The sequence below is a fragment of the Janibacter terrae NBRC 107853 genome (assembly GCF_001591405.1).
Lineage (GTDB): Bacteria > Actinomycetota > Actinomycetes > Actinomycetales > Dermatophilaceae > Janibacter > Janibacter terrae.
This window is the reverse complement of the sequence record NZ_BCUV01000002.1, coordinates 286733-307383: the sequence shown is the minus strand read 5'-3', so window position 1 is coordinate 307383 and position 20651 is coordinate 286733. Positions and strand designations below refer to the sequence as shown.

Annotated in this window: 22 protein-coding genes; 7 read left to right on the top strand and 15 right to left on the bottom strand. The window is 73.5% G+C overall.

What is annotated here, in order from left to right; genetic code table 11:
• Positions 1-17 precede the first annotated feature (17 nt).
• Positions 18-584 (bottom strand): dTDP-4-dehydrorhamnose 3,5-epimerase, encoded by a 567-nt coding sequence (rfbC, locus tag JT1_RS01575; protein WP_068321909.1) that lies wholly within the window; start codon positions 582-584, stop codon positions 18-20.
• 66 nt (positions 585-650) lie between these two features.
• On the opposite strand from rfbC, the gene JT1_RS01570 reads away from it, so the two are divergent.
• Positions 651-1142, top strand: a complete 492-nt coding sequence (locus tag JT1_RS01570) for a MarR family winged helix-turn-helix transcriptional regulator (protein ID WP_068321907.1) — start codon at positions 651-653, stop codon at positions 1140-1142.
• On the opposite strand, the gene JT1_RS01565 is transcribed toward JT1_RS01570, so the two are convergent.
• From JT1_RS01565 to JT1_RS01545, 5 genes are all read right to left on the bottom strand, one after another.
• Positions 1111-1644, bottom strand: a complete 534-nt coding sequence (locus JT1_RS01565) for a 2'-5' RNA ligase family protein (protein ID WP_068321904.1) — start codon at positions 1642-1644, stop codon at positions 1111-1113. The genes JT1_RS01570 and JT1_RS01565 overlap by 32 nt on opposite strands.
• Before the next feature lie 2 nt (positions 1645-1646).
• On the bottom strand, positions 1647-2657 hold the full coding sequence (gene trpS / locus JT1_RS01560) for a tryptophan--tRNA ligase (protein ID WP_068321901.1): 1011 nt from the start codon (positions 2655-2657) through the stop codon (positions 1647-1649).
• Between the two features lie 63 nt (positions 2658-2720).
• Entirely contained in the window at positions 2721-3440 is a 720-nt protein-coding gene (locus JT1_RS01555) for an FkbM family methyltransferase (protein ID WP_068321898.1), read from the bottom strand.
• On the bottom strand, positions 3440-4885 hold the full coding sequence (locus tag JT1_RS01550) for a sugar transferase (RefSeq protein WP_169701790.1): 1446 nt from the start codon (positions 4883-4885) through the stop codon (positions 3440-3442). The genes JT1_RS01555 and JT1_RS01550 overlap by 1 nt, the downstream gene beginning before the upstream one ends.
• A gap of 28 nt (positions 4886-4913) precedes the next feature.
• Positions 4914-5168, bottom strand: coding sequence for a hypothetical protein (locus JT1_RS01545; RefSeq protein WP_068321893.1), 255 nt, complete (start codon positions 5166-5168; stop codon positions 4914-4916).
• 257 nt (positions 5169-5425) lie between these two features.
• On the opposite strand from JT1_RS01545, the gene JT1_RS01540 reads away from it, so the two are divergent.
• From JT1_RS01540 to JT1_RS01520, 5 genes are all read left to right on the top strand, one after another.
• Positions 5426-7645, top strand: coding sequence for an NADP-dependent isocitrate dehydrogenase (locus JT1_RS01540; protein ID WP_068321891.1), 2220 nt, complete (start codon positions 5426-5428; stop codon positions 7643-7645).
• Between the two features lie 97 nt (positions 7646-7742).
• Positions 7743-9263: a molybdopterin-dependent oxidoreductase gene (locus JT1_RS01535; RefSeq protein WP_068321888.1), complete on the top strand. Its 1521-nt coding sequence runs from the start codon at positions 7743-7745 to the stop codon at positions 9261-9263.
• 67 nt (positions 9264-9330) lie between these two features.
• Positions 9331-9993 (top strand): fasciclin domain-containing protein, encoded by a 663-nt coding sequence (locus JT1_RS01530; RefSeq protein WP_218005543.1) that lies wholly within the window; start codon positions 9331-9333, stop codon positions 9991-9993.
• 23 nt (positions 9994-10016) lie between these two features.
• The gene (gene sigK / locus JT1_RS01525; protein WP_255218221.1) at positions 10017-10634 is read left to right on the top strand and encodes an ECF RNA polymerase sigma factor SigK; all 618 of its coding nucleotides are present in this window, start codon (positions 10017-10019) and stop codon (positions 10632-10634) included.
• Positions 10631-11368 (top strand): anti-sigma factor, encoded by a 738-nt coding sequence (locus tag JT1_RS01520; RefSeq protein WP_068321882.1) that lies wholly within the window; start codon positions 10631-10633, stop codon positions 11366-11368. The genes sigK and JT1_RS01520 overlap by 4 nt, the downstream gene beginning before the upstream one ends.
• Positions 11369-11386: 18 nt before the next feature.
• Here the strand turns inward: JT1_RS01520 and JT1_RS01515 are convergent, their stop codons facing one another.
• From JT1_RS01515 to JT1_RS01475, 9 genes are all read right to left on the bottom strand, one after another.
• Positions 11387-12166 carry a class I SAM-dependent methyltransferase gene (locus JT1_RS01515; protein ID WP_082807393.1) on the bottom strand — a complete coding sequence of 260 codons (780 nt, stop codon included), beginning with the start codon at positions 12164-12166 and terminating at the stop codon, positions 11387-11389.
• Complete coding sequence (locus tag JT1_RS18630) at positions 12163-14499, bottom strand: CDP-alcohol phosphatidyltransferase family protein (RefSeq protein WP_068321879.1); 2337 nt, start codon at positions 14497-14499, stop codon at positions 12163-12165. Before JT1_RS18630 ends, JT1_RS01515 begins: the two co-directional genes overlap by 4 nt.
• Positions 14496-15131, bottom strand: coding sequence for a GTP cyclohydrolase II (gene ribA / locus JT1_RS01505; protein ID WP_068321876.1), 636 nt, complete (start codon positions 15129-15131; stop codon positions 14496-14498). Before ribA ends, JT1_RS18630 begins: the two co-directional genes overlap by 4 nt.
• Positions 15128-15868 carry a RibD family protein gene (locus JT1_RS01500; RefSeq protein ID WP_068321873.1) on the bottom strand — a complete coding sequence of 247 codons (741 nt, stop codon included), beginning with the start codon at positions 15866-15868 and terminating at the stop codon, positions 15128-15130. Before JT1_RS01500 ends, ribA begins: the two co-directional genes overlap by 4 nt.
• Positions 15861-16709, bottom strand: a complete 849-nt coding sequence (locus tag JT1_RS01495) for a lysylphosphatidylglycerol synthase domain-containing protein (protein ID WP_068321871.1) — start codon at positions 16707-16709, stop codon at positions 15861-15863. Before JT1_RS01495 ends, JT1_RS01500 begins: the two co-directional genes overlap by 8 nt.
• A 73-nt stretch (positions 16710-16782) precedes the next feature.
• Positions 16783-17610, bottom strand: coding sequence for a class I SAM-dependent methyltransferase (locus JT1_RS01490; protein WP_068321868.1), 828 nt, complete (start codon positions 17608-17610; stop codon positions 16783-16785).
• Complete coding sequence (locus JT1_RS01485) at positions 17607-18701, bottom strand: glycosyltransferase family 4 protein (protein WP_068321865.1); 1095 nt, start codon at positions 18699-18701, stop codon at positions 17607-17609. Before JT1_RS01485 ends, JT1_RS01490 begins: the two co-directional genes overlap by 4 nt.
• Complete coding sequence (locus JT1_RS01480) at positions 18698-19066, bottom strand: 6-pyruvoyl trahydropterin synthase family protein (RefSeq protein ID WP_439645737.1); 369 nt, start codon at positions 19064-19066, stop codon at positions 18698-18700. The genes JT1_RS01485 and JT1_RS01480 overlap by 4 nt, the downstream gene beginning before the upstream one ends.
• A 17-nt stretch (positions 19067-19083) precedes the next feature.
• Complete coding sequence (locus JT1_RS01475) at positions 19084-20091, bottom strand: zinc-dependent alcohol dehydrogenase (protein WP_068321858.1); 1008 nt, start codon at positions 20089-20091, stop codon at positions 19084-19086.
• 159 nt (positions 20092-20250) lie between these two features.
• Between JT1_RS01475 and JT1_RS01470 the strand changes: the two genes are divergently transcribed.
• Positions 20251-20646, top strand: a complete 396-nt coding sequence (locus JT1_RS01470) for a hypothetical protein (protein ID WP_068321855.1) — start codon at positions 20251-20253, stop codon at positions 20644-20646.
• Positions 20647-20651: the final 5 nt, after the last annotated feature.

Sequence of the window (20651 nt, the reverse complement as noted above, 5' to 3'; positions counted from 1 at the left end):
ACCGTGGGGAGACCCGGTCAGCGCGGCGCGGGGGCGATCGTCGCCAGCCGTCCCTCCAGCTGCTCCAGCAGCGGCGCGTCGAGGTCCTTGGCCGAGGCCAGGGTCACGGGCAGCGGCCACGGGATGTCGAGCCGGGGGTCGCGGAAGGAGATCGTCAGGTCCTCGGACGGGTCGTGCTCACGGTCGATCCGGTACGTGATGTCCGCCGGCTCGGTGAGTGCCTGGAACCCGTGGGCACACCCCGCCGGGATGTACACCGAGCGTGGCGTCTCGTCGTCGAGGTCGAAGGAGAGCCAGGTCAGGTACGTCGGCGAGCCGGGTCGCAGGTCGACGACGACGTCGAAGATGGCGCCCCGCGAGCAGCGGACCAGCTTCGCCTCGCCGGCCCCGGTCCGCACGTGCAGGCCCCGCACGACCCCCTGCCGCGACCGGGAGACGGAGTCCTGGACGAACCCGTGCGGGTCGATGCCGGCCGAGGCCACGACCTCGGCGTCGAAGGTGCGGGAGAAGAACCCGCGGTCGTCCCGGTACGGGGTGGGCGTGAGGACCAGGACCCCGGGGAGCGACGTGTGCGTGACGTCCATGGGCACGAGTATGCCGCCCGCGCCCCAGTAGTTGATTGTCGCGACAAGCACAGACACAATGAGCCCATGGACCCGCGCTGGCTCGACGACGACGAGATGACCGCCTGGCTCCGGCTCATCGCGCTCGCGGAGCTGCTGCCAGCCCGCCTGGACGCCCAGCTGCGGCGTGACGCGCAGCTGACGCACTTCGAGTACCAGGTGCTCGCCATGCTCTCCGAGGCCCCCGAGCGGACCCTGCGGATGTCCTGGCTGGGCCAGCGCACCCAGGCGACGCTGCCGCGGCTCTCGCATGTCGTGCGCCGTCTGGAGGACCGCGGTCTCGTGCGTCGTCAGCCGAGCGCCACCGACGCGCGCGCCAACGACGCGAGCCTCACCGACCTCGGGTGGCAGACGATCGTCGATGCCGCACCCGGCCACGTCTCCCTCGTGCGCGAGGAGGTCTTCGACGCGCTGACCCCCGAGCAGGTCGGGCAGCTGGGCGACGTCGCGACGGCGATCCTGGAGCGGCTCGACCCGGAGGGTCACCTCACGATGAAGGCTGCAGACGCGTCCCGCTGAGCCGGAAGCCCTGCATCGGGCGCCACACGCCGTCCGCCCCGTGCTGGTACAGGTGGATCTCGCCCACCTCGAACCGGGCGTCGAAGCCCGCGAGCCCGTCGAAGGCCTGGTCGAGGGCGCTCTCGTCGACGTGGTGCGCGATCGTCACGTGGGGGTGGTAGGGGAACTCGAGGTCACGGGTCACCGGCCCCCGGCGCACCGCCTGCTCGAGTCGCTCGCACATCGGGATCCCTTGGGAGACCTGGACGAAGACGACCGGGCTCACCGGGCGGAAGGTGCCGGTCCCCCGCAGCCGGACGGTGAAGGGGCCGTGGGCCCGCACGACCGCCTGGAGGTGCCGGGTGAAGTCGGGCAGCTCGCTCGCCGAGATCTCCGTCGGCGGCATCAGGGTGATGTGCGGCGGGATGGCCCGCGCCATGGGGTCACCGACGTCCTCGCGGTGCTGCTGCAGCTGGGAGCCCCAGGGCTCCGGCACGGCGATGGAGACCCCGTGGACGGCCACCTTCAGGCCTTCGCGGCCAGGAGGCCGACCCGATCGTAGACACGGTCCCGGGTGGCGGCGGCCACCTCGCGGGCGCGGGCGGCCCCCTTCGCCAGGATGTTGTCGAGCTCGGCCGGGTCGTCCATGAGCTCGGCCATGCGCTGCTGGTACGGCTCGAGGGCGGCGACGACCACGTCGGCGACCTCCTGCTTGAGGTCCCCGTAGCCGCGGCCGGCGAAGCCGGCCTCGACGTCGGCGACCGACCGGCCGGAGAGGGCCGAGTGGATCGACAGCAGGTTGGAGACGCCGGGCTTGGCCTCGACGTCGAACCGGATCTCGCCGTCGGTGTCCGTGACGGCCGAGCGGATCTTCTTGGCGATGCGCCTGGGGTCGTCGAGCAGGGAGATCAGGCCCTTGTCCGAGGACGTCGACTTGCTCATCTTGGCGCTCGGCTCCTGCAGGTCCATGATCCGCGCCGTCTCCTTCAGGATGTGCGGCTCGGGGACGACGAGGGTCTCGCCGAAGCGGGCGTTGAACCGCTCGGCGAGGTCGCGGGTGATCTCGAGGTGCTGGCGCTGGTCGTCACCGACGGGCACGCGGGCCGCGTCGTAGACGAGGATGTCCGCGGCCATGAGGATCGGGTAGGTGAAGAGGCCGACGTTGGCGCCCATCCCCTTGGCCGTCTTGTCCTTGAACTGCGTCATGCGGCTCGCCTCGCCGAAGGAGGTCTGGCAGGCGAGCACCCACATCAGCTCGGTGTGCTCGCGCACGTGGCTCTGGCAGAAGATCGCCGAGCGCTCCGGGTCGACGCCCCCGGCGATGTACTGCGCGGCCGTGACCCGGCTGCGGCGGGTGATGTCCGCCGGGTCGGTGGGGACGGTGAGGGCGTGGAGGTCGGCGACGAAGTAGTACGCGTCGAAGTCCTCCTGCAGACCTACCCAGTTGACGAGCGCCCCGAGGTAGTTGCCGAGGTGGAGAGAGTCGCTCGTCGGTTGCATCCCCGAGAGGATGCGCTGCCGTGGTGCCGTGGTCATGGGCGCCATTGTGACAGCCCGTCGGCCGCCTCCAGGGACCGGGCGCACTCGACGCCCCGGCCGTCAGGCGCTCAGCCGCCTGACCCCGCCGGGGTACTCGTAGACGATCTCGTCGATCGCCTCGCGCACGTCGACGGCGATCGCGTCCACGATGGCCTCCACGCTGCCCCCCGTGCCGATCTTGACGAGGTCGATGTGCCCCCCTTCGCCCTCGAGCACACCGCGCAACGCGTCGTCGACGGCCTCGCACCAGACCTCGACGGCGACCCGGGCGTCGGCGGTCGGCAGGCTCTGGGCGAGCGTGCTGGAGCGACCGAGCGGGACCACGAGGAGGGTCGCCGGACCCGCCTGCGGGGCCAGCCCCGCCTCGTGGACCACGCAGCGGTCACCGAAGCGCGCGACGTTGGTGCGCAGCGTCTGCAGGTTGTGCGGCACCGGCTCCCACACGTGCACCCGCGTGTGGGGGGAGCGACTGAGGAACCAGGCCGCGCTGACACCGATGTTGCCGCCGACGTCGACGACCACCCGCGGTCGTCCCGTGCCGTAGTCATGGCGGTGGAAGATGTCGTTGACCGTCCGCACGTCGTGCGGGTGCGGGACGACCAGCCGGACCGGTCCGATCGGCGTCCGCAGCGACGTGGTCCACGGGTACTCACCGGTCCCGCGCACGTACCGGTCCACTGACTCGACCGGCTGCAGGCTCGTCGTGAGCATGGACCACAGCGCGTGGTAGCTGCGGGGACGGAACGGCGCGCTCCACGTCCGTCGCTGGTCGTCCGTCATCAGTAGGCCCCGTCCCGGGAGACGACGGCGGAGAGGGTGCGCCACAGGATGACGAGGTCCTGGGCGACGGACCAGTTCTCCACGTAGTAGAGGTCGAACCTCACGGACTCGTCCCACGACAGGTCGCTGCGCCCGTTGATCTGCCACAGGCCGGTCATGCCGGGCTTGACGAGCAGGCGCCGTCGCACGTCGTCGGCGTACTCCGAGACCTCCGAGGGCAGCGGCGGACGAGGGCCGACCAGGCTCATCTCCCCGCGCAGCACGTCGAAGAGCTGCGGCAGCTCGTCGATGGAGTACCGGCGGATGAACCGACCGACGGGTGTGACCCGGGGGTCGTCCTTCATCTTGAACAGCACCCCACGGTCCACGTCGGCGTCCTCGTCGCGGGACGTCTCCAGGTCAGCCAGGCGGGCTTCGGCGTCGACGACCATCGAGCGGAACTTCGTCATGCGGAAGAGCTCGCCGTCGAGGCCCACCCGCACCTGCCGGAAGAAGACCGGCCCACCGTCGGACAGCTTCGTCACGAGCGCCACGCCGAGCAGGAGGGGCGAGAACAGGATCACGAGGAGAAGCGCCCCGATCCAGTCGACCATCGACTTGAGGACGAGCTTGGGACCGGAGAAGGTCGGCGCCTCCACGTGCAGCAGGGGCAGCCCCGCGACCGGGCGCGTCAGCACCCGGGGCCCGGCCACCTCGGTGAGCCCGGGCGAGACCACGAGGCCGATGTCGCTGCCCTCGAGCGCCCACCCCAGACGTCGCAGGCCCACGGCGCCGAGTCCGTGCTCCCCCACGCACGCCACGACGTCCACGCCGAGCTCGATGGCCACCTTGGCCGCCTCGCGCGGGCTGCCGAGCACCGGCAGGTCGGGTGGGAGCACCGTCTCCGCCGTCGTGCAGGCACAGACGACGCGGTACCCCGCCTGCGGCACGGCGGCGAAGACGCCCACCAGCTCGGTCACCGCTGCACCCTCCCCGACGACGAGCACGTCGAGGCTGAGGTCGCCGACCTCCCGACGGTCCCCCAGCCACGTGCGCCAGGCGCGGCGGGCCACGGAGAGTCCGACGACCCCCGCCGGCAGGGCGAGGAGGATGTACCCGCGCGCCACGTCCACCTGCAGGGCGAAGCCCAGCATCGCGACACCGGCGAAGAGCCTCAGGGAGGCGACGCCGATGATGCGGTACTCGGCGGTCCCGTGGCCCAGCACGTGGGACTCGTACGCGCCGTGCAGGCGCAGCATGAGCCACCACGCGATGGCCAGCACGACGCTGAAGGCGGTGTAGCTCAGCGTCAGGTTGCCGGCGGTGGCCGCCACGTCGGTCCGGCCCTCGATGCCGAAGCGGACGAACTGCGCGCCGAAGGTGGCCCAGACGATGACCAGCAGGTCGGTGACGGCCAGCATCCCCTGCAGAGGCCGCAGGGCTGCCCGGCCGGCACCAGCGTCCACGTCGACCAGACGCGGGACGCCGACCACGTCAACCCCGACGAATCATCAGGGCGGCGCTGGCCGCGGCGTTCTCGGCGAGGCGGATCGCCTCGGTCATGCGACCGCGCTCGGTGGCACCGGTCGCGACGCGCTGGGTCCGCATCTCGTCCAGACGCCCTGCGGCGTCGGTCCGGGTCCGCAGGGCACTGCGCTGGTTGGAGTGACGGATGGCCCACTGGGCACTGGTGTAGGCGACCATCGGGACGGTGATCCACCCCACGAAGTACATGATCTCGATGCGCACTGCACAAACCCCTCCCCGAGCCGACCCGGGGCAGGGTCTGCCTCAGGACGAGGTCGTGGACCTCCCCGTCCGCGTCCTCGTGGCCAAACCTTACCAACCTCTTACCAATATTTACCAGACCCTTTACTGAACCACGTGCGGCAAGAACTACCCATTGCGTCCCCGGGCGACCGGCCGCGGGAGCCGCAGGGCGTCCCCCTTCGCCCGCGTGGGAAGATCTCCACGAGACCCACCCCACACTCCTTGGAGGGACACCCATGACCGAGAAGATCATCTGGACCAAGATCGACGAGGCCCCCGCGCTGGCCACGTACTCGCTCCTGCCGATCGTCCAGGCCTTCACCTCGGGCACCGGAGTCGAGCTCGAGACGAGCGACATCTCCCTCGCCGGCCGCATCCTCGCGCAGTTCCCCGACCGCCTGACCGAGGAGCAGCGCGTCCCCGACAACCTCTCCGGGCTCGGCGCCCTGGCCACGACCCCCGAGGCCAACATCATCAAGCTGCCGAACATCTCGGCCTCCGTGCCGCAGCTCAAGGCCGCGATCGCCGAGCTCCAGGGTCAGGGCTACGACCTGCCGAGCTACCCCGACTCCCCCGAGAGCGAGGAGGAGAAGCAGGTCGCCGCGGCCTACGCCACCGTCCTCGGCTCCGCGGTCAACCCGGTCCTGCGCGAGGGCAACTCCGACCGCCGCGCGCCGCTGGCCGTGAAGAACTTCGCCAGGAAGCACCCGCACAAGCTCGGTCCGTGGACCGCGGACAACAAGGCCCGCGTCGCCTCGATGCCCGGCGGCGACTTCTACGGCAACGAGAAGTCCGTCGTCATGGGCGAGGACGACACCCTCAAGATCACGCTCACCGCCGCCGACGGCACGGCCACCGTCCTCAAGGACTCCGTCCCGGTGACGAAGGGGGAGATCGTCGACGCGACCTTCCTGTCGGCCTCCGCGCTCCGCGCGTTCTACGACGAGCAGATCGCCGCCGCGAAGGAGGAGGGTCTGCTCTTCTCGCTCCACCTCAAGTCCACGATGATGAAGGTCTCCGACCCGATCCTCTTCGGCCACGCCGTCGCCGCCTGGCTCGGTGACCTCGTCGAGAAGCACGCGGCGGCCTTCGTCGAGGCCGAGGTCGACCTGCGCTACGGGCTGGCCTCGCTCTACACCCAGATCGAGCAGCTGCCGGCCGACAAGCGCGACGAGATCCTCGCCGATATCAAGGCCCTCGCGGACTCCCGCCCGGCCATCGCGATGGTCGACTCGGACAAGGGCATCACCAACCTGCACGTCCCGAGCGATGTCATCATCGACGCCTCGATGCCGGTCGTCATCCGCGACTCCGGGCAGATGTGGAACGCCGAGGGCGGCCAGTCGCAGACCCTCGCGCTCGTCCCGGACCGCTCCTACGGCCCGATGTACGCGGCCGTCATCGAGGAGCACAAGCGCAACGGCGCCCTCGACCCCGCGACGATCGGCACCGTCCCCAACGTCGGCCTCATGGCGCAGAAGGCCGAGGAGTACGGCTCGCACCCGACGACCTTCGAGATCCCGACCGCCGGCACGGTCACCGTCACCGGCACGGACGGCGAGACGCTCCTCGAGCACTCGGTCGAGGAGGGTGACATCTGGCGCATGAGCCGGGTCAAGGACATCCCCGTCCAGGACTGGGTCAAGCTCGCCGTCACCCGCGCCCGTGCGACCGGCGCACCGGCCGTCTTCTTCCTCGACGAGCAGCGGGCCCACGACGCGCAGATCATCGCCAAGGTCCGCGAGTACCTGCCGCAGCACGACACCGAGGGCCTGGACATCCGCATCCTCCCGCCGGTCGAGGCGATCACCTTCTGCCTCGAGCAGATCCGCGCCGGCAAGGACGCGATCTCCGTGACCGGCAACGTCCTGCGCGACTACCTCACGGACCTCTTCCCGATCCTCGAGCTCGGTACGAGCGCCAAGATGCTCTCGATCGTCCCGCTCCTCGCGGGCGGTGGGCTCTTCGAGACCGGTGCCGGCGGCTCCGCCCCGAAGCACGTGCAGCAGTTCGTCAAGGAGAACTACCTGCGCTGGGACTCGCTCGGCGAGTTCTCGGCGCTGGGCGCCTCGCTCGAGCACCTGGCGACGAACTTCGACAACCCCAAGGCGCAGGTCCTCGCGGACACGCTCGACACCGCCATCGCGACCTTCCTCGAGGAGAACAAGTCGCCGGCGCGCAAGGTCGGCCAGATCGACAACCGCGGCAGCCACTTCTACCTCGCCCTGTACTGGGCGCAGGCGCTGGCCGCCCAGGACGCCGACGCCGAGCTCAAGGAGCGCTTCACCGCGGTCGCCGAGCAGCTCGCGGCGAACGAGGACAAGATCAACGAGGAGCTCGTCGCGGTCCAGGGCTCGCCCGTCGACCTCGGTGGCTACTACAAGCCGGACGCGGACAAGGTCTCCGCCGCGATGCGTCCGAGCAGCACCTTCAACGAGATCATCGACGCGCTCTGAGCGCTCACGGTCCGCACGACGCAGGGGGTCCCGGACGGGGCCCCCTTCGTCGTGCCGCGGACCCATCCACCGGAGGATCGGCTCCGAACCCCGTGGCATGAAGACCTGGATCCTGCCCGCGACCTGCGGCGTGGCAGCCGCCGCCCTCGGGACCGCCGCCGCCCACCTCGTCGCGGCGCTGGTCTCGCCCCCTGCCTCACCCGTCCTCGCCGTGGGCAGCCAGGTCATCGATGCCACGCCCACCCCCGTCAAGGAGTGGGCGGTCTCGACCTTCGGCACCGCGGACAAGCCGGTGCTCATCGGCTCGGTCGCGCTCGTCACCCTGCTGCTCGCAGCGGTGGCCGGTGCGGTCCGACCGCGCTCGCGCCTGCTCTCGACGCTGCTGCTCCTGCTGCTCACGGGGCTGGCGGGCGCGGCTGCGGTCCTGCGCCCCACCGCCGACGCGCTGGCCTGGCTGCCCGCAGTCGTCGCGGCCGTGGTCGGCGTGCTCGCCCTGGACCTCCTCGTGGCCAGGGTGCTGCCCGCGGGAGCGGCCCACGCGGGCCCCGCGCAGCCGACCCGCCGCTCGGTCGTCGCCCTCGGCGGCACGGGTGTCGCGGCGGTCGCCCTCGGGGCCTCCGGGCAGGCGCTCGTCGCGCGCGCCACGCCGCCGACCCTCGCCCTGCCGGACCCGACGCGTCCCCTCGCCCCGCTGCCCGCGGGCGTGGAGGTCGGCACGCCGGGGATCTCCCCCTTCGTCACGCCGAACGCGCAGTTCTACCGGATCGACACCGCACTGCTCGCGCCGAACGTCGACCCGGGCGACTGGTCTCTGACGATCGACGGCGATGTGCCGGACGGGTTCACGATGGACATCGGGGAGCTGCTCGCGACGCCCATGATCGAGCGTGACATCACGCTCAACTGCGTCTCCAACGAGGTCGGCGGCCCCTACATCGGCACTGCCCGCTGGCTCGGCGTGCCCACCCGCGAGCTCCTCGCGCGCGCCGGCCTCGACGTCGACCCGAAGGACCCGGACCTGCAGGTCCTGTCGACGTCGACCGACGGCATGACGATCTCCACGCCCCTGTCCGCGCTGCTCGACGACCGCGACGCGCTCGTCGCGGTCGGGATGAACGGCTCGCCGCTGCCCCGCGAGCACGGCTTCCCCGCACGGCTGGTCACGCCCGGGCTCTACGGGTTCGTCGGCGCGACCAAGTGGCTCACGAGGATGACCGTCACCCGCTACGACCGGGCGAGCGCCTACTGGACCGACCGCGACTGGGCCACCGACGGCCGGGTCAGGACGCAGGCGCGCGTCGACACACCCCGGGCGCTGCGACGCATCGCCCCCGGTCGCACCGTCATCGGTGGCGTCGCCTGGGCCCAGGGGCGCGGCATCACCCGGGTGGACGTGCGCGTCGACGACGGCGAGTGGCGGCGCGCCACCCTCGGCGCCGAGGCCAACGTCGACTGCTGGCGGCAGTGGTTCCTCCCGTGGGACGCCACCCCCGGCCGGCACGACATCACCGTGCGCGCGACCGACGGGACGGGCGAGGTGCAGACGCAGCAGGATGCCACCCCCTTCCCCTCCGGGGCCACGGGCTGGCACTCGATCGCGGTCACGGTCACGGACTGAGCCATCCGGGAACGCGACGGCTCCGAACCCTTGTCGCACAGTCAATCCCGACGCCCTGGAGGCCGACATGTTCCGCATGACCACCACCCGCACCGCCGCTGCCCTCGCCGCGATCACCCTCCCCTTCGCCCTCACCGCCTGCGGTGGCGACTCCGCCGGGTCGGGGGCCTCCTCGAGCGCCAGCTCCGCGAGCAGCTCCGAGTCCATGGGCTCCGACGACTCGATGACCTCCTCGGGCGGGGCCACCGAGGCATCCGCTCCCTTCGGCGAGGGCTGCCAGGCCGTCCCCACGAGCGGCAAGGGCTCCTTCGACGGCATGGCCAAGGACCCGGTCGCCACCGCTGCGAGCAACAACCCGGCCCTGAAGACCCTCGTCAAGGCGGTCACGGAGGCCGACCTGGCCAAGACGCTCAACTCCTCGAAGGACATCACCGTCTTCGCGCCGACCGACGACGCCTTCGCCGCGATGGACAAGGCGACGCTGGACAAGGCGATGGGCGACCCCAAGGGCCTGCTCACCACGGTCCTGACGCACCACGTCGTCGACGGCCGCCTCGCCCCCGAGGACCTCGCGGGCACCCACGAGACCCTCGCCGGGGACAAGATCACGGTCGAGGGTTCCGGCGAGGACTTCACCGTCGGCGAGGCCGAGGTCGTGTGCGGCGACGTGCAGACCGCCAACGCGACCGTCTACATCATCGACTCGGTCCTCATGCCGACCGCCAAGTGATCTGATAGACCACGATGGACCTCGTGCCCCCTCCCCACCAGCAGGACCCCCCGGACGCCCTCACCGGCGCCCAGGGGGAGCCTGCCGGCGGTGTCGGCGACCCGCTCGCCCAACGCCTCAAGCAGGTGGCGAAGGGGGACGAGGCGGCCTTCGCGGCGGTGTACGACGAGACCGCACCGCGGCTGCACGGACTCGTCCTGCGGGTCCTGCGCAACCCCGCGCAGTCCGAGGAGGTCACGCAGGAGGTCTTCCTCGAGGTCTGGCGCCGGGCCAGCCACTTCGACCCGCGCAAGGGGTCGGCGATCGGCTGGATGCTGACCATGGCCCACCGCAGGGCCATCGACCGGGTGCGCTCGAGCCAGGCGGCCGTCACCCGTGACGACACCTGGCACGCGCGCACCCGTGAGGTCGACTTCGACACCACCGCCGAGCTGGCGACCGCCCGCATCGAGGCCAGACGGGTGCGCTCCGCGCTCGACGGGCTGACCGCGGCGCAACGGGAGGCGGTGAGCCTCGCCTACCTGGGCGGCTACACCCACACCGAGGTGGCCGGCCTCCTCGACCTGCCGCTCGGCACCGCCAAGACACGCATCCGCGACGGACTCATCCGCCTGAGGGACCAGTTGGGAGTGACACCATGAGCGAAGACCTGCACAGCCTCTCCGGGGCCTACGTCCTCGACGCCCTCGACGACGGGGAACGAGCCGACTTCGAGCAGCACCTCGCGCGGTGCTCGACCTGCCGCGACGAGGTGGACTCCTTCCGCCTGGTCACACCGCTGCTCGCGGAGACGGTCGCCGTCACCCCGCCGCCCGCGCTGCGCGCCGACGTGCTGGCCGCGGTCCGCACCACCCGGCAGGACCCGCCACCGGTGCCCGGGCCGGAGCCCGCGGCCGAGGCCGAGGCCGAGGCCGAGCAGGCGACCGTGACTCCCCTGCGTCAGCGGGTGCGGCGACGCTGGGTCGCCCTCGCCGCGGCCGCCGCCCTCGTCGTCGGCGGTGGCGCCACCTGGCAGGTGGTCGAGCGCACGAGCCAGAGCCTGACCGAGCAGGTCGTGGCTGCGGACGACGCCCACAGCTGGTCCGCGACGACGGCAGACGGTGGCACCGTCAGGATCACCCGCTCCGAGGACATGGACCGGGCCGTGCTGCGCGTCGAGGGCCTCTCCGCGCCCGGCGAGGGCCGGGCCTACCAGGCCTGGCTGCAGGACGCCTCGGGCGAGATGACCTCCGCCGGGATGGTGCCCGGCACCGACGGCGAGATGCTCCTCGAAGGGGATGTCTCGACAGCCGCGGGGGTGGGCCTGACCATGGAGCCGGCCGGTGGGTCGAGGCAGCCGACGAGCGACCCGGTGGCACTCGTCGAGCTCGGCTGACCCCGGGATCCGCCGGCGTCACCAGAGGCGCTGGGCGCGCACCCGCTCGGCGACGACGCAGTACTTGCGGATCCGACCGGAGGCGAGCCACTCGGCCCAGAGCCGGTGCCCCGCGATGATGTCGCGACGCGCGCCCGCACCGACCACCGCGTCGAGACGGGGTGCCCGGCGCTCGTAGGACGCGGCGAGCGCCAGCGCCACGCGCGCGTGGTCGAGGCTGCGGTCGGTGCGGGCGACCAGCCGCAGCCCGGCTGCCTCGAGGTCGGCCCGCAGCTGCGCGAAGGGCGTCGGCCACACGGTGTCCGACCCCGGCATCACCGCGCGCTCCGCAGGGCCCAGCGGGTCCCCTGCCTCGACGGTCAGGGCGCACCGGCCGCCCGGCTCGAGGGCGGCCGCGATACGGACCAGCAGAGCCGCCTTGTCCCGGAAGGCGAGCAGGGTCTCGAGCAGCAGCACGACCTCGAAGGTGCCCGGCGGCAGCGGCGGCACCCGGCCCACGACGAACCGGGCCCCCACCCCCAGCTCGCTCGCCCTCCCACGTGCCGTCGCGATCGCGTCCGCGTCGGCGTCGACCCCGAGGTAGTCGCACCCGAGCGCCCCGGTGACCCACAGACCGGGCCCGGCGAGGCCGCAGCACAGGTCGAGCACCCGAACGCCCGGGGCGACCCGCGCCCGGGAGGCGAGCCAACCCACCTCCGAGGCCGAGACGAAGCTCTGCTGGCCCACGAACTCCCCCGGGGCGAACCCCGCGCGTCGGGCCTCCCAGAGCACGCGCTCAGGAGTCGCCGGCGCGGTCATCGCGTGCTCTGCGACGTGAGGAAGCGGTCGCGGAAGTCGGCCATCGGCCACACCGGGGCACCACGATCCGGGACCAGGCCTGGGGTCCATCCCCACGCGGCGATGCGGTCGACCACCGCCCGGTCGCGGGCGACCACGCTCACCGGGACGTCGCGGTTGCCTCCGTGCCCGCTCACCACGGACGCCGGTTGGTGGTCCCCCAGCAGGACGACGACGAGGTCCTCGTCGTCGTGGGCCGCGAGCAGGTCCAGGACGCTCGTCAGCGAGTAGGCGATGGACTCCCGGTAGGCCGCCGGCACGTCCTCGCGATGGCGCAGGAGCTGCTCCGGGCCCTCCGCGCGGGCCGCGATGTCGGCGTAGACCGACCCGTCACCGAGGTCGGCCGGGTCGACGCGCGTGGGCAGCGGCGCCCACGGGCCGTGGCTCGAGGTGAGCTCGATCTGGGCCACGACGGGCGGACGGCGGGAAGGGGTGAGCTCACGTCGACCGAACTCGGTCAGGGCGAACTGGTCCGGCACCTTCGAGAAGCCGAAACGGGGACCCGCGTAGCCGAGGTCGTGGGTACCGTAGACGCGGTCGAAGCCGTAGAACCGCTGCCCCTGCGGCCACGGTCGGTCCACCGACGGCAGGAGGGCGACCGAGCGCCACCCACCTCGCCCGAGGACCGTCGACAGCGTGCTGCGCCCGGTGCCGAGCAGGGCCTCGTAGCGCAGCTGGTCCGTCACGGGCACGCCGGCCTGCAGGGTCGAGTGGGCCAGCCAGCTGCTCCCACCGAAGGTCGACGACGTGAGGTAGCCGCTCCTCGCCGTGAACCCGCGTGACTCCAACGAGTCCCCACCCGCGCGCAGCAGACCCCGCACGCCGCCGGACCCCGGTCCCTCGACGGCGACGCGACCGTAGCTCTCGACGAAGACGACGAGCACGTCCTTGCCGGCCAGACCGGCCAGGTCCGGTGGCGCCGAGGCGAAGGGGTCGTCGGTGACCTGCTGCTCGAACTGCGCCAGGTCGTGCCGCGCCTCGAGCGATGCCCGGGCCTTGTCGACGACATAGGGCCCGGAGCCGGTGACGGCCACGGGACCGGCGGACGACCGCAGGCCCGCTCCGGCGGCCACCACCCACACGGTCGCCGAGACGAGGACGAGCCGCTCCGCGACCCGGCGGTGGTGCCGGGCGGCGCGCACCAGCCGTGTCGTGGCCCGGGGCAGGCCGGCGACGGCAGCGAGGACGAGGACCGCCGCCAGGACCACAGCGCCTCGCGCCGCCCACGGACCCGCCGAGTCGTCGACGAAGGACAGCCCGGACGCCAGCAGCGGGCCGTCCGTCGTCACCTCGAAGGGACGTCCGAGCACGGTGACGGCGCCCAGGTCGAGGACCTTGAGGACGGTCACCACCCCGAGGGCGAGGCCCGCGCCCACCCCGAGCACCGCAGCCCATCGTGACGGGAGCAGGACCGCCAGGCCGGCGAGCGCCACGGCCTCGAGCGGCAGCCTCAGCAGGGCGAGCACGGACATGCGGTCCGGGTCGGTCGGCGCCACGAGCGCGAACCACAGCGCGGCCAGGGCCACCACGCCGAGGACGAAGGGGGCCACCCGCCGCCGGCCCGGGTGACGGGCACGCCACAGCGTCCGCACGTCGCGCCCGAAGGACTCGGTGAGGAGGGCGAGGGCACCGACCAGCGCGGCCTCCATCCACCCGTGCGGCAGCACGCCGGAGGCGGCCACCGCGAGGACAACGCCTACCGTGGCCGTGACGACCTTGCGCCAGTAGCGGTACCCCAGGGGTCCGCGCAGCCAGGGCAGGACCACCCCGGCCGCGGCGAAGGCGTAGCGCGCCAGGCCTGCCGCCAGGACCCACCACCCGTAGGTCGGCGCGACGAAGACGCTGAGCGCGAGGATGAGGAAAGCGTCGACCTCTCCGTCGAAGCGCGCACCGAAGGGCGAGACCGTCCCTGTCCGGCGCGCCAGCCTCCCGTCGACCGCGTCGAGGACGAGAGCCGGGGCGGCCAGGACGAGGACGGCCACGGGCTGGGGTTGCGCGACCAGGGACTCCGCCGCCAGCCCCGCGACCCCGCACGCGAGCAGCCCCCGGCCGTAGGTGATGAGATCGGCGGGGCCCGGCGACCGGGAGCCCGCGGCCGCGAGTCCCCGCAGCAGGTAGAGGGTCAACGCGCCACCGCACACGGACCCGACGGCCCAGCCCGGCGCGGTGAGCCCGGCGACCTCGCCCAGCAACGCGAGCAGGGTGGCGAGCCCGGCCGTCCCGACCGCGGCACAGGTCCCGGTGCGCGGAGCCCCTACGGCCCGTGCGGGGACGAGCACGCGCGGCGTGGTCACGGCCGAGGCGGTGCGATCGGCGCGAAGCGGTGCGCGCCCCGGGCGGCCTTCGTCGCGAGGTACCGGGCGTTGGCCGCGCTCCGGTGCACCGCGGTCGGCACCTGCTCGACGACCCGGATGCCGAGCCGCTCGAGCTGGGCGACCTTGTCCGGGTTGTTGCTCAGCAGGGCCACCCGCTCCAGCCCGAGCGCCCGGAGCATCTGCACCGCCACGGTGTAGTCGCGGGCGTCCGCCTCGAAGCCCAGCGCCTCGTTGGCCTCGTAGGTGTCCAGCCCCGCGTCCTGGAGTGCGTAGGCGTCGAGCTTCGCGGACAAGCCGATGCCTCGTCCCTCCTGCCGCAGGTAGAGCAGGTGGCCACCGACCTCGGCGATCCGCTCGACGGCCTCCCGCAGCTGGGGCCCGCAGTCGCACCGCTCGCTGCCGAGGACGTCACCGGTGAGGCACTCGCTGTGGATCCGCACGAGCGGGTCGCGCGGTGCGTCGACCGCGCCGAGGGCGACCGCGATGTGCTCGCGGCCGTCGATGAGCCCGGTGAAGCTGATGACGCGGCCCTCGACGCGGTAGCCGTCGGCGAAGGCCAGCGGAAGGGGGACCTCGGTCCTGATCGCGGCAGCGGCGAGTCGGTGCCTCATGGCCGGACCCCCAGGAGGCGCTCGGAGGCACTGACGGCAGCGTGCCCGTCCCCGTCGCAGCGCGCGGACAGGGCGTAGCGCATGAGCACGACGTCCCCGATCCGACGCACCTCGGCCAGGCGCGCGCGGTGGTCCCGGTTCCACGGGAGGGGCCCGTCCGCAACGACGCGGTGCGCGTGCGAGTCGCCGACGAAGATCGGGGCCAGGACGAGGTGGAGCTCGTCGGCGAGGTCCTCGGCGAGGAACTGGGTGTGCACCTGCTGGCCGCCCTCGACGAGGAGCCGCCGCACCCCCCTTCGCCCCAGGTCCGCGCTCACGGTGCGCAGGGTCGGCCGTGGGCCCGCGTCGACGACGTGCGCCCGGACGCCCAGCCGCGCCCGGGTCCGCGGGGCTGCCGCCGAGGAGCAGTAGACGAGCTTGTCGACCCCGTCGTCGGCGAAGAACCGCGCCGCCGGGTCCAGGGCTGCGCGCCGGGTCACCGTGACCTTGCAGGGCGACCCGGGGAGCCCGGCGAGGACCCGGGCGGCGCGCCGGTGCTCGGAGCGGACGAGCAGGCGTGGGTCGTCGGCCCTGATCGTCCCCGCGCCCACGAGGATCGCGTCGCACCCGGCCCGGACGTCGTCGACGCGGTCGAGGTCGGCGGCGTTGGACAGGACGAGCCGGGTGCCGGTGGCGTCGTCGAGGTAGCCGTCGAGGGAGACGGCGCAGCTGAGGATCGTGTAGGGCCGCTCAGCCACGGGTGCCCACCCCCGGTGCCGGGGCGAGGGCGTGCCCGCCGCGCACCACCCGCGGCCGGTGCAGCTGGACCACCGCACCGGGCAGCGTCGCGACGGTGACGACTGCGCCGAAGGCGACGGCCACGGCCAGGCCCTGCGCCGCCGTGGCTCCGGCCGCGGCGAAGGCCCACGCCGCGGCGCCCTCACGCGGGCCCCACCCGGCGATGCTGAGCGGGATGCCCGCGACGAGGAGCACCACGAGCGTCAGCGGGAGCAGCACCCCCAGGGGCAGGCTCACCCCCACGGCGCGGGCCACGAGGACGAAGATCGCGACGTGACCTGCGACCGCGACGACCGAGGCGAGCACGACGCGGGCGATGACCGACCAGCCGTGACGACGCTCGAGCCACAGCCCACCCACCACCAGCGCCAGGACACCCGCAGCGACCGGGACCGGCACGATGCCCGCGGCCGCGGCTGCCACGACGGCCAGGGGGACGAGCACGGCCTGACCCACCAGACGCTCGACGGCGACCGCACCCAGGCCGGCGCGCAGGTCGGCCGTGCTCCGACCGTGCCGCACCGCGCGCTCGACATCGCCCACGACGCCTCCCGGCAGCGTGAGGTTGACCAGCTGGGACCGGTAGCAGGCCGCGACGGCCGCAGGCAGCGGCAGACCGACGCCGAGACGCCCCGCGACGACCTGCCAGCGCCACGCGCTGCTGGTCGTCGTCACCGCCGTCAGCAGCACGGCGACGGCGACCACGAGGACGTCGACGGACAGCAGGCCCTCCACCACCGCTCCGGCGCCGACCCGGGCGAGGAGCACGCCGAGGATCGTGGCGCCGACGACGGGACGCACCCACCGCCGCCACGACCTCGTCGACGAGCCCGGTGTCTCCACAGCAGTGACACGCACGACGCCCCCTCCCGGTTCACCGAGTCGGCAGGACCAGCAGGTCGACGTGGTCGACCAGGACGCCCAGCCCGCCCCCGGCCAGCTGCGCCCGCCGGAGCCCGGCGTACCCGGCGACGGCGTCGAGCAGGTCCGGGCGCTGCTCGACCGCGGCTGCCAGCCACCCCGTGAGCCAGGCGCCCGCGAGCGCCGCCGCGTCGGCGCCGAGGCGCCACGGGCTGGTCGCCACCAGCACCCGCGCACCACGACCACGGGCCAGGTCGCGGACCGCTGCGGCCGCGTCGGGTCCGAGCAGGGCCCGCTCGCCCGCACGGCGGCGCTGGTGGTCGTTGAAGGCGGTCTCGAGGCGCGCATCGAGCCACTCCCCCGGCGTGAGCCGGACCCGGCCCGTGACGCTGAGGGTCAGGAGCACCGGGCACCGCGCCTGCACGCACCGCGCCACGACGCGCTCCACCTCCTCGAGCGTGAGCATGTCGAGCAGGGCAGAGGCCGTGATCAGCGTGGCGTCGGCGACGTCGTCCGCATCGAGGCGGGTGAGGTCCCCCGTACGCGTCTCGACGCTCACCGCAGCCCCGTCCAGCGCTGCGGTCGGCGGGTGGGCGGCGGCGACGTCGAGGAGGGTGGCGTCCCGGTCGTGCAGGACCCAGTGCTGCCGACCGGGCAGGCGCGGGGCGAGCCAGCGCCCCATGGACCCGGTGCCGCTCCCCAGGTCGTGCACGACGTGGCACGGGGTGTCGGCGAGGACCTGCCCGAGCGTCCACCGCAGGCGGAGGGACCGAGCCGCTGCATCAGCCGGCTCCCGCAGCCGCAGCCAGTCGGGGCTCACCGTGACCATCGACGCGCTCATGCGGCCGCCCCGGTCCGCACGGCCGACAGCACGGCGGACACACCGTCGGACGTCGTCGACCAGTCCGCGAGGGCCTCCCGCCGCGCGCGTGCCGCCGACCTCAGGTCGGCACGTCGCCCCGCGTCCGTGATCCATCGCCGCAGCGCACGGGCGAGGCCGGCGGGGTCGTCGGGTGGCACCAGGACCCCGGGCCGACCGAGCGGCGTGTCACCCAGCGCCTCGGGCAGGCCACCCACGTGCGACGCGACGACGGGGATGCCCCTCGCGAGGGCCTCGGTCACGACCAGGCCGTACGTCTCGATCCTCGACGGGACGACGACGAGGTCGCTGTCGGCGTACACCGCGTCCACCTCCGGTCCCGGGAGCGGTCCACGCAGGCGCACCCGCTCCCCGAGGCCACCCCCTTCGACCCTCCGCCCGAGACGTCGGGCCCACGACGGCTCGACATCGAGCGACCCGACGACCTGGCAGGACCAAGACAGGTCCGTGAGGTCCGCGAGCGCGTCGACGAGCCGGTCCTGCCCCTTCGTCGGGACCACGGCCCCGATGCACGCCAGGCGGCTCCCCGCTGGTCCGCCCGCCACGAGCGGGGCGGCGTCGACTCCCGGCGCCACCACGTCGACGCGGTCGGCCGCGAGGCCGTAGGCCTCGACGACCCAGTCGCGCGTCCACCGGCTCGGGACGATGACGCCCGCCGCCGCGCGCAGCACCGCGCCTTCGTCCGCCCGGGTCCGGCGGCGGAGTGCCGGGGCACCGTCGACGCCCCCGGCCGCGTCGTGGCCGCGGGGCAGGTGCAGCAGCACGACCACCCGCAACCGACGGGCCTCGGCGACGAGGACCTCGGGGACCGCCGAGGCCACGAGCCCGTCGACGAGGACGAGAGAGCCGCGCGACAGGCCCGCCAACCTGGCCCCCAGCGCCTGCCGCGCGGCAGCGTCCGGTCCGGGCCACCGCCCGGTGGCCTCGTGGCGGCTCACCGCCCAGCCGCGACGGGCCAGCCCCGCGCAGACCCGGAGGTCGTAGGTGTTGCCGCCGCTCGGCCGGGTCGGGTCGTCCACGCCCTCCGGGACGACGACGTGCACGGCGGTCACGGCGCACGCTCGTAGCTCGCCCACGCAATGTGCGACTCGTGGAGGGTGACGGCCAGGCCGGTCAGGTGGCCGACATCGGCACCCACCTCCCCGTCCGCGACCCGGTCCGCGAGCCGGTCCGCGACGACCTGCGCCAGCCGCTCGGTCGTGGTGTTGACGTCGACCAGCGTCGGGTCGTCGTCGAGGTTGCGGTGGGCCAGGTCGGCGAGGACGGCCGCCAGGGCCACCGTCGCCGCGCCGATGTCGACGACGAGCCCGTCGTCGTCGAGCTGCGCGGCGCGGAAGGTCGCGTCGACGACATAGGTCGCGCCGTGCAGCCGCTGCGCGGGGCCGAAGACCTCTCCCCGCAGGCTGTGGGCCACCATCACGTGGTCCCTCACCGTCACGCTGAACATCTCATCCCGCCTCCTCTGCCCGCCGGGTACGTGATCGTGTGGCACAGCGCCGGGAGGGCCCCCGAGGCGATCCGCGGCATGACCTCGGGCAGGTCGTCGAAGGGGGAGCTGCCCGTGATGATCGCGTCGAAGGCGGGGTCACGCAGCAGCTCCATCGCGAGCCGGAGCCGCTCGTGGGTCGTGCGCCCGGGACGGCGCCGCGGCGAGACGGTCCCCACCTGACTCGCCCGGATCGACAGCCGGCGCGCGTGGAAGGCGCCACCCAGCCGGAGGCCCACCTCGGTGTCGCCGTACCAGCTGACGTCCAGGACGCTCCCCTCGGCCGCGAGCAGGTCGAGCGAGAGCTGTAGGCCGGCGCCGGTGGCGCTGGCGTGGACGACGAGGTCACGGTCACGCGGCGCGTCGGCGGGAAGGGAGAAATCCGCACCGAGCGCTCGGGCCACCGGCTCCCTTCGCGGATCGAGGTCGACGACGGTCACCTCGGCGCCGGGGATGCCCACGAGCAGCCGGGCGATGCACAGGCCGACCATGCCGGCGCCGACGACGACCACCCGCTCCCCCACCAGCGGGGTGGCGTCCCACAGGGCGTTGACGGCCGTCTCGACGGTCCCGGCGAGGACGGCCCGGTCATCGGGCACCTCGTCGGGCACCGGGACGACCGCGCCGACGGGGACGACGTAGGCCGTCTGGTGGGGGTGCAGGCAGAAGACCCGACGACCCCGCAGGTCGTGCGGTCCCTCCTCGACGACGCCGACGCTCAGGTAGCCGTACTTCACCGGTCCGGGGAAGTCCCCTGCCTGGAAGGGGGCTCGCATCACCGCGTACTGGTCGGGGGGGACGCCACCGCGGTGGACGAGGGCCTCGGTGCCCCGGCTGACCCCGGAGCGCACGGTGCGCACCCGGACCTCACCGGGACCGGGGGCGCGCAGGACGACCGGCCGGATCTCCCCGGACCCGGGGGCACGCAGCCAGTAGGCCCGGTCCGGGCCGCTCACCGTGGCACCTCGCGACGTCCTCGCACGGTGGAGACACGGAGCGTGCCGGGCGATGGTTCATCCGCGCTCGTGCCCACCTGGGGCCTTGAACCGCAGGGCCGCCGCGGCCGTGATCAGGTCAGGGGTGATGGCGGTGTCACCCGGAGATGGAGGAGCACCATGCGCACCCGACTCATCACGGCAACGGCAGCCCTCGTCTCGGCGGCGGTGCACCTCGTCCTGTGGGCGTTCGAGGGCTACCGGGACCTCGACGTCATCGGTCCGGCCTTCCTGCTCAACGCGATGGCGGGCCTCGTCATCGCCGGCCTCCTCATCGGGTGGCGGCACTGGGTCCCGGCCCTCCTCGTGCTGGGCTTCGGGGCGAGCACTCTGGGCGCCTTCGTCACCTCCGCCTCGGTCGGGCTCTTCGGGGTGCACGAGCGGTGGACGGGCGGCTGGGTCCTCACCGCCGCGATCGCCGAGATCGTGTGCATCGTCGGCGGCCTGTCCCTGCTGCGCCACCACGCGCCGGCCCGTCGACCGCGCCTGCGCTCTCGCACCCTGCGGACCCACTGACGCGG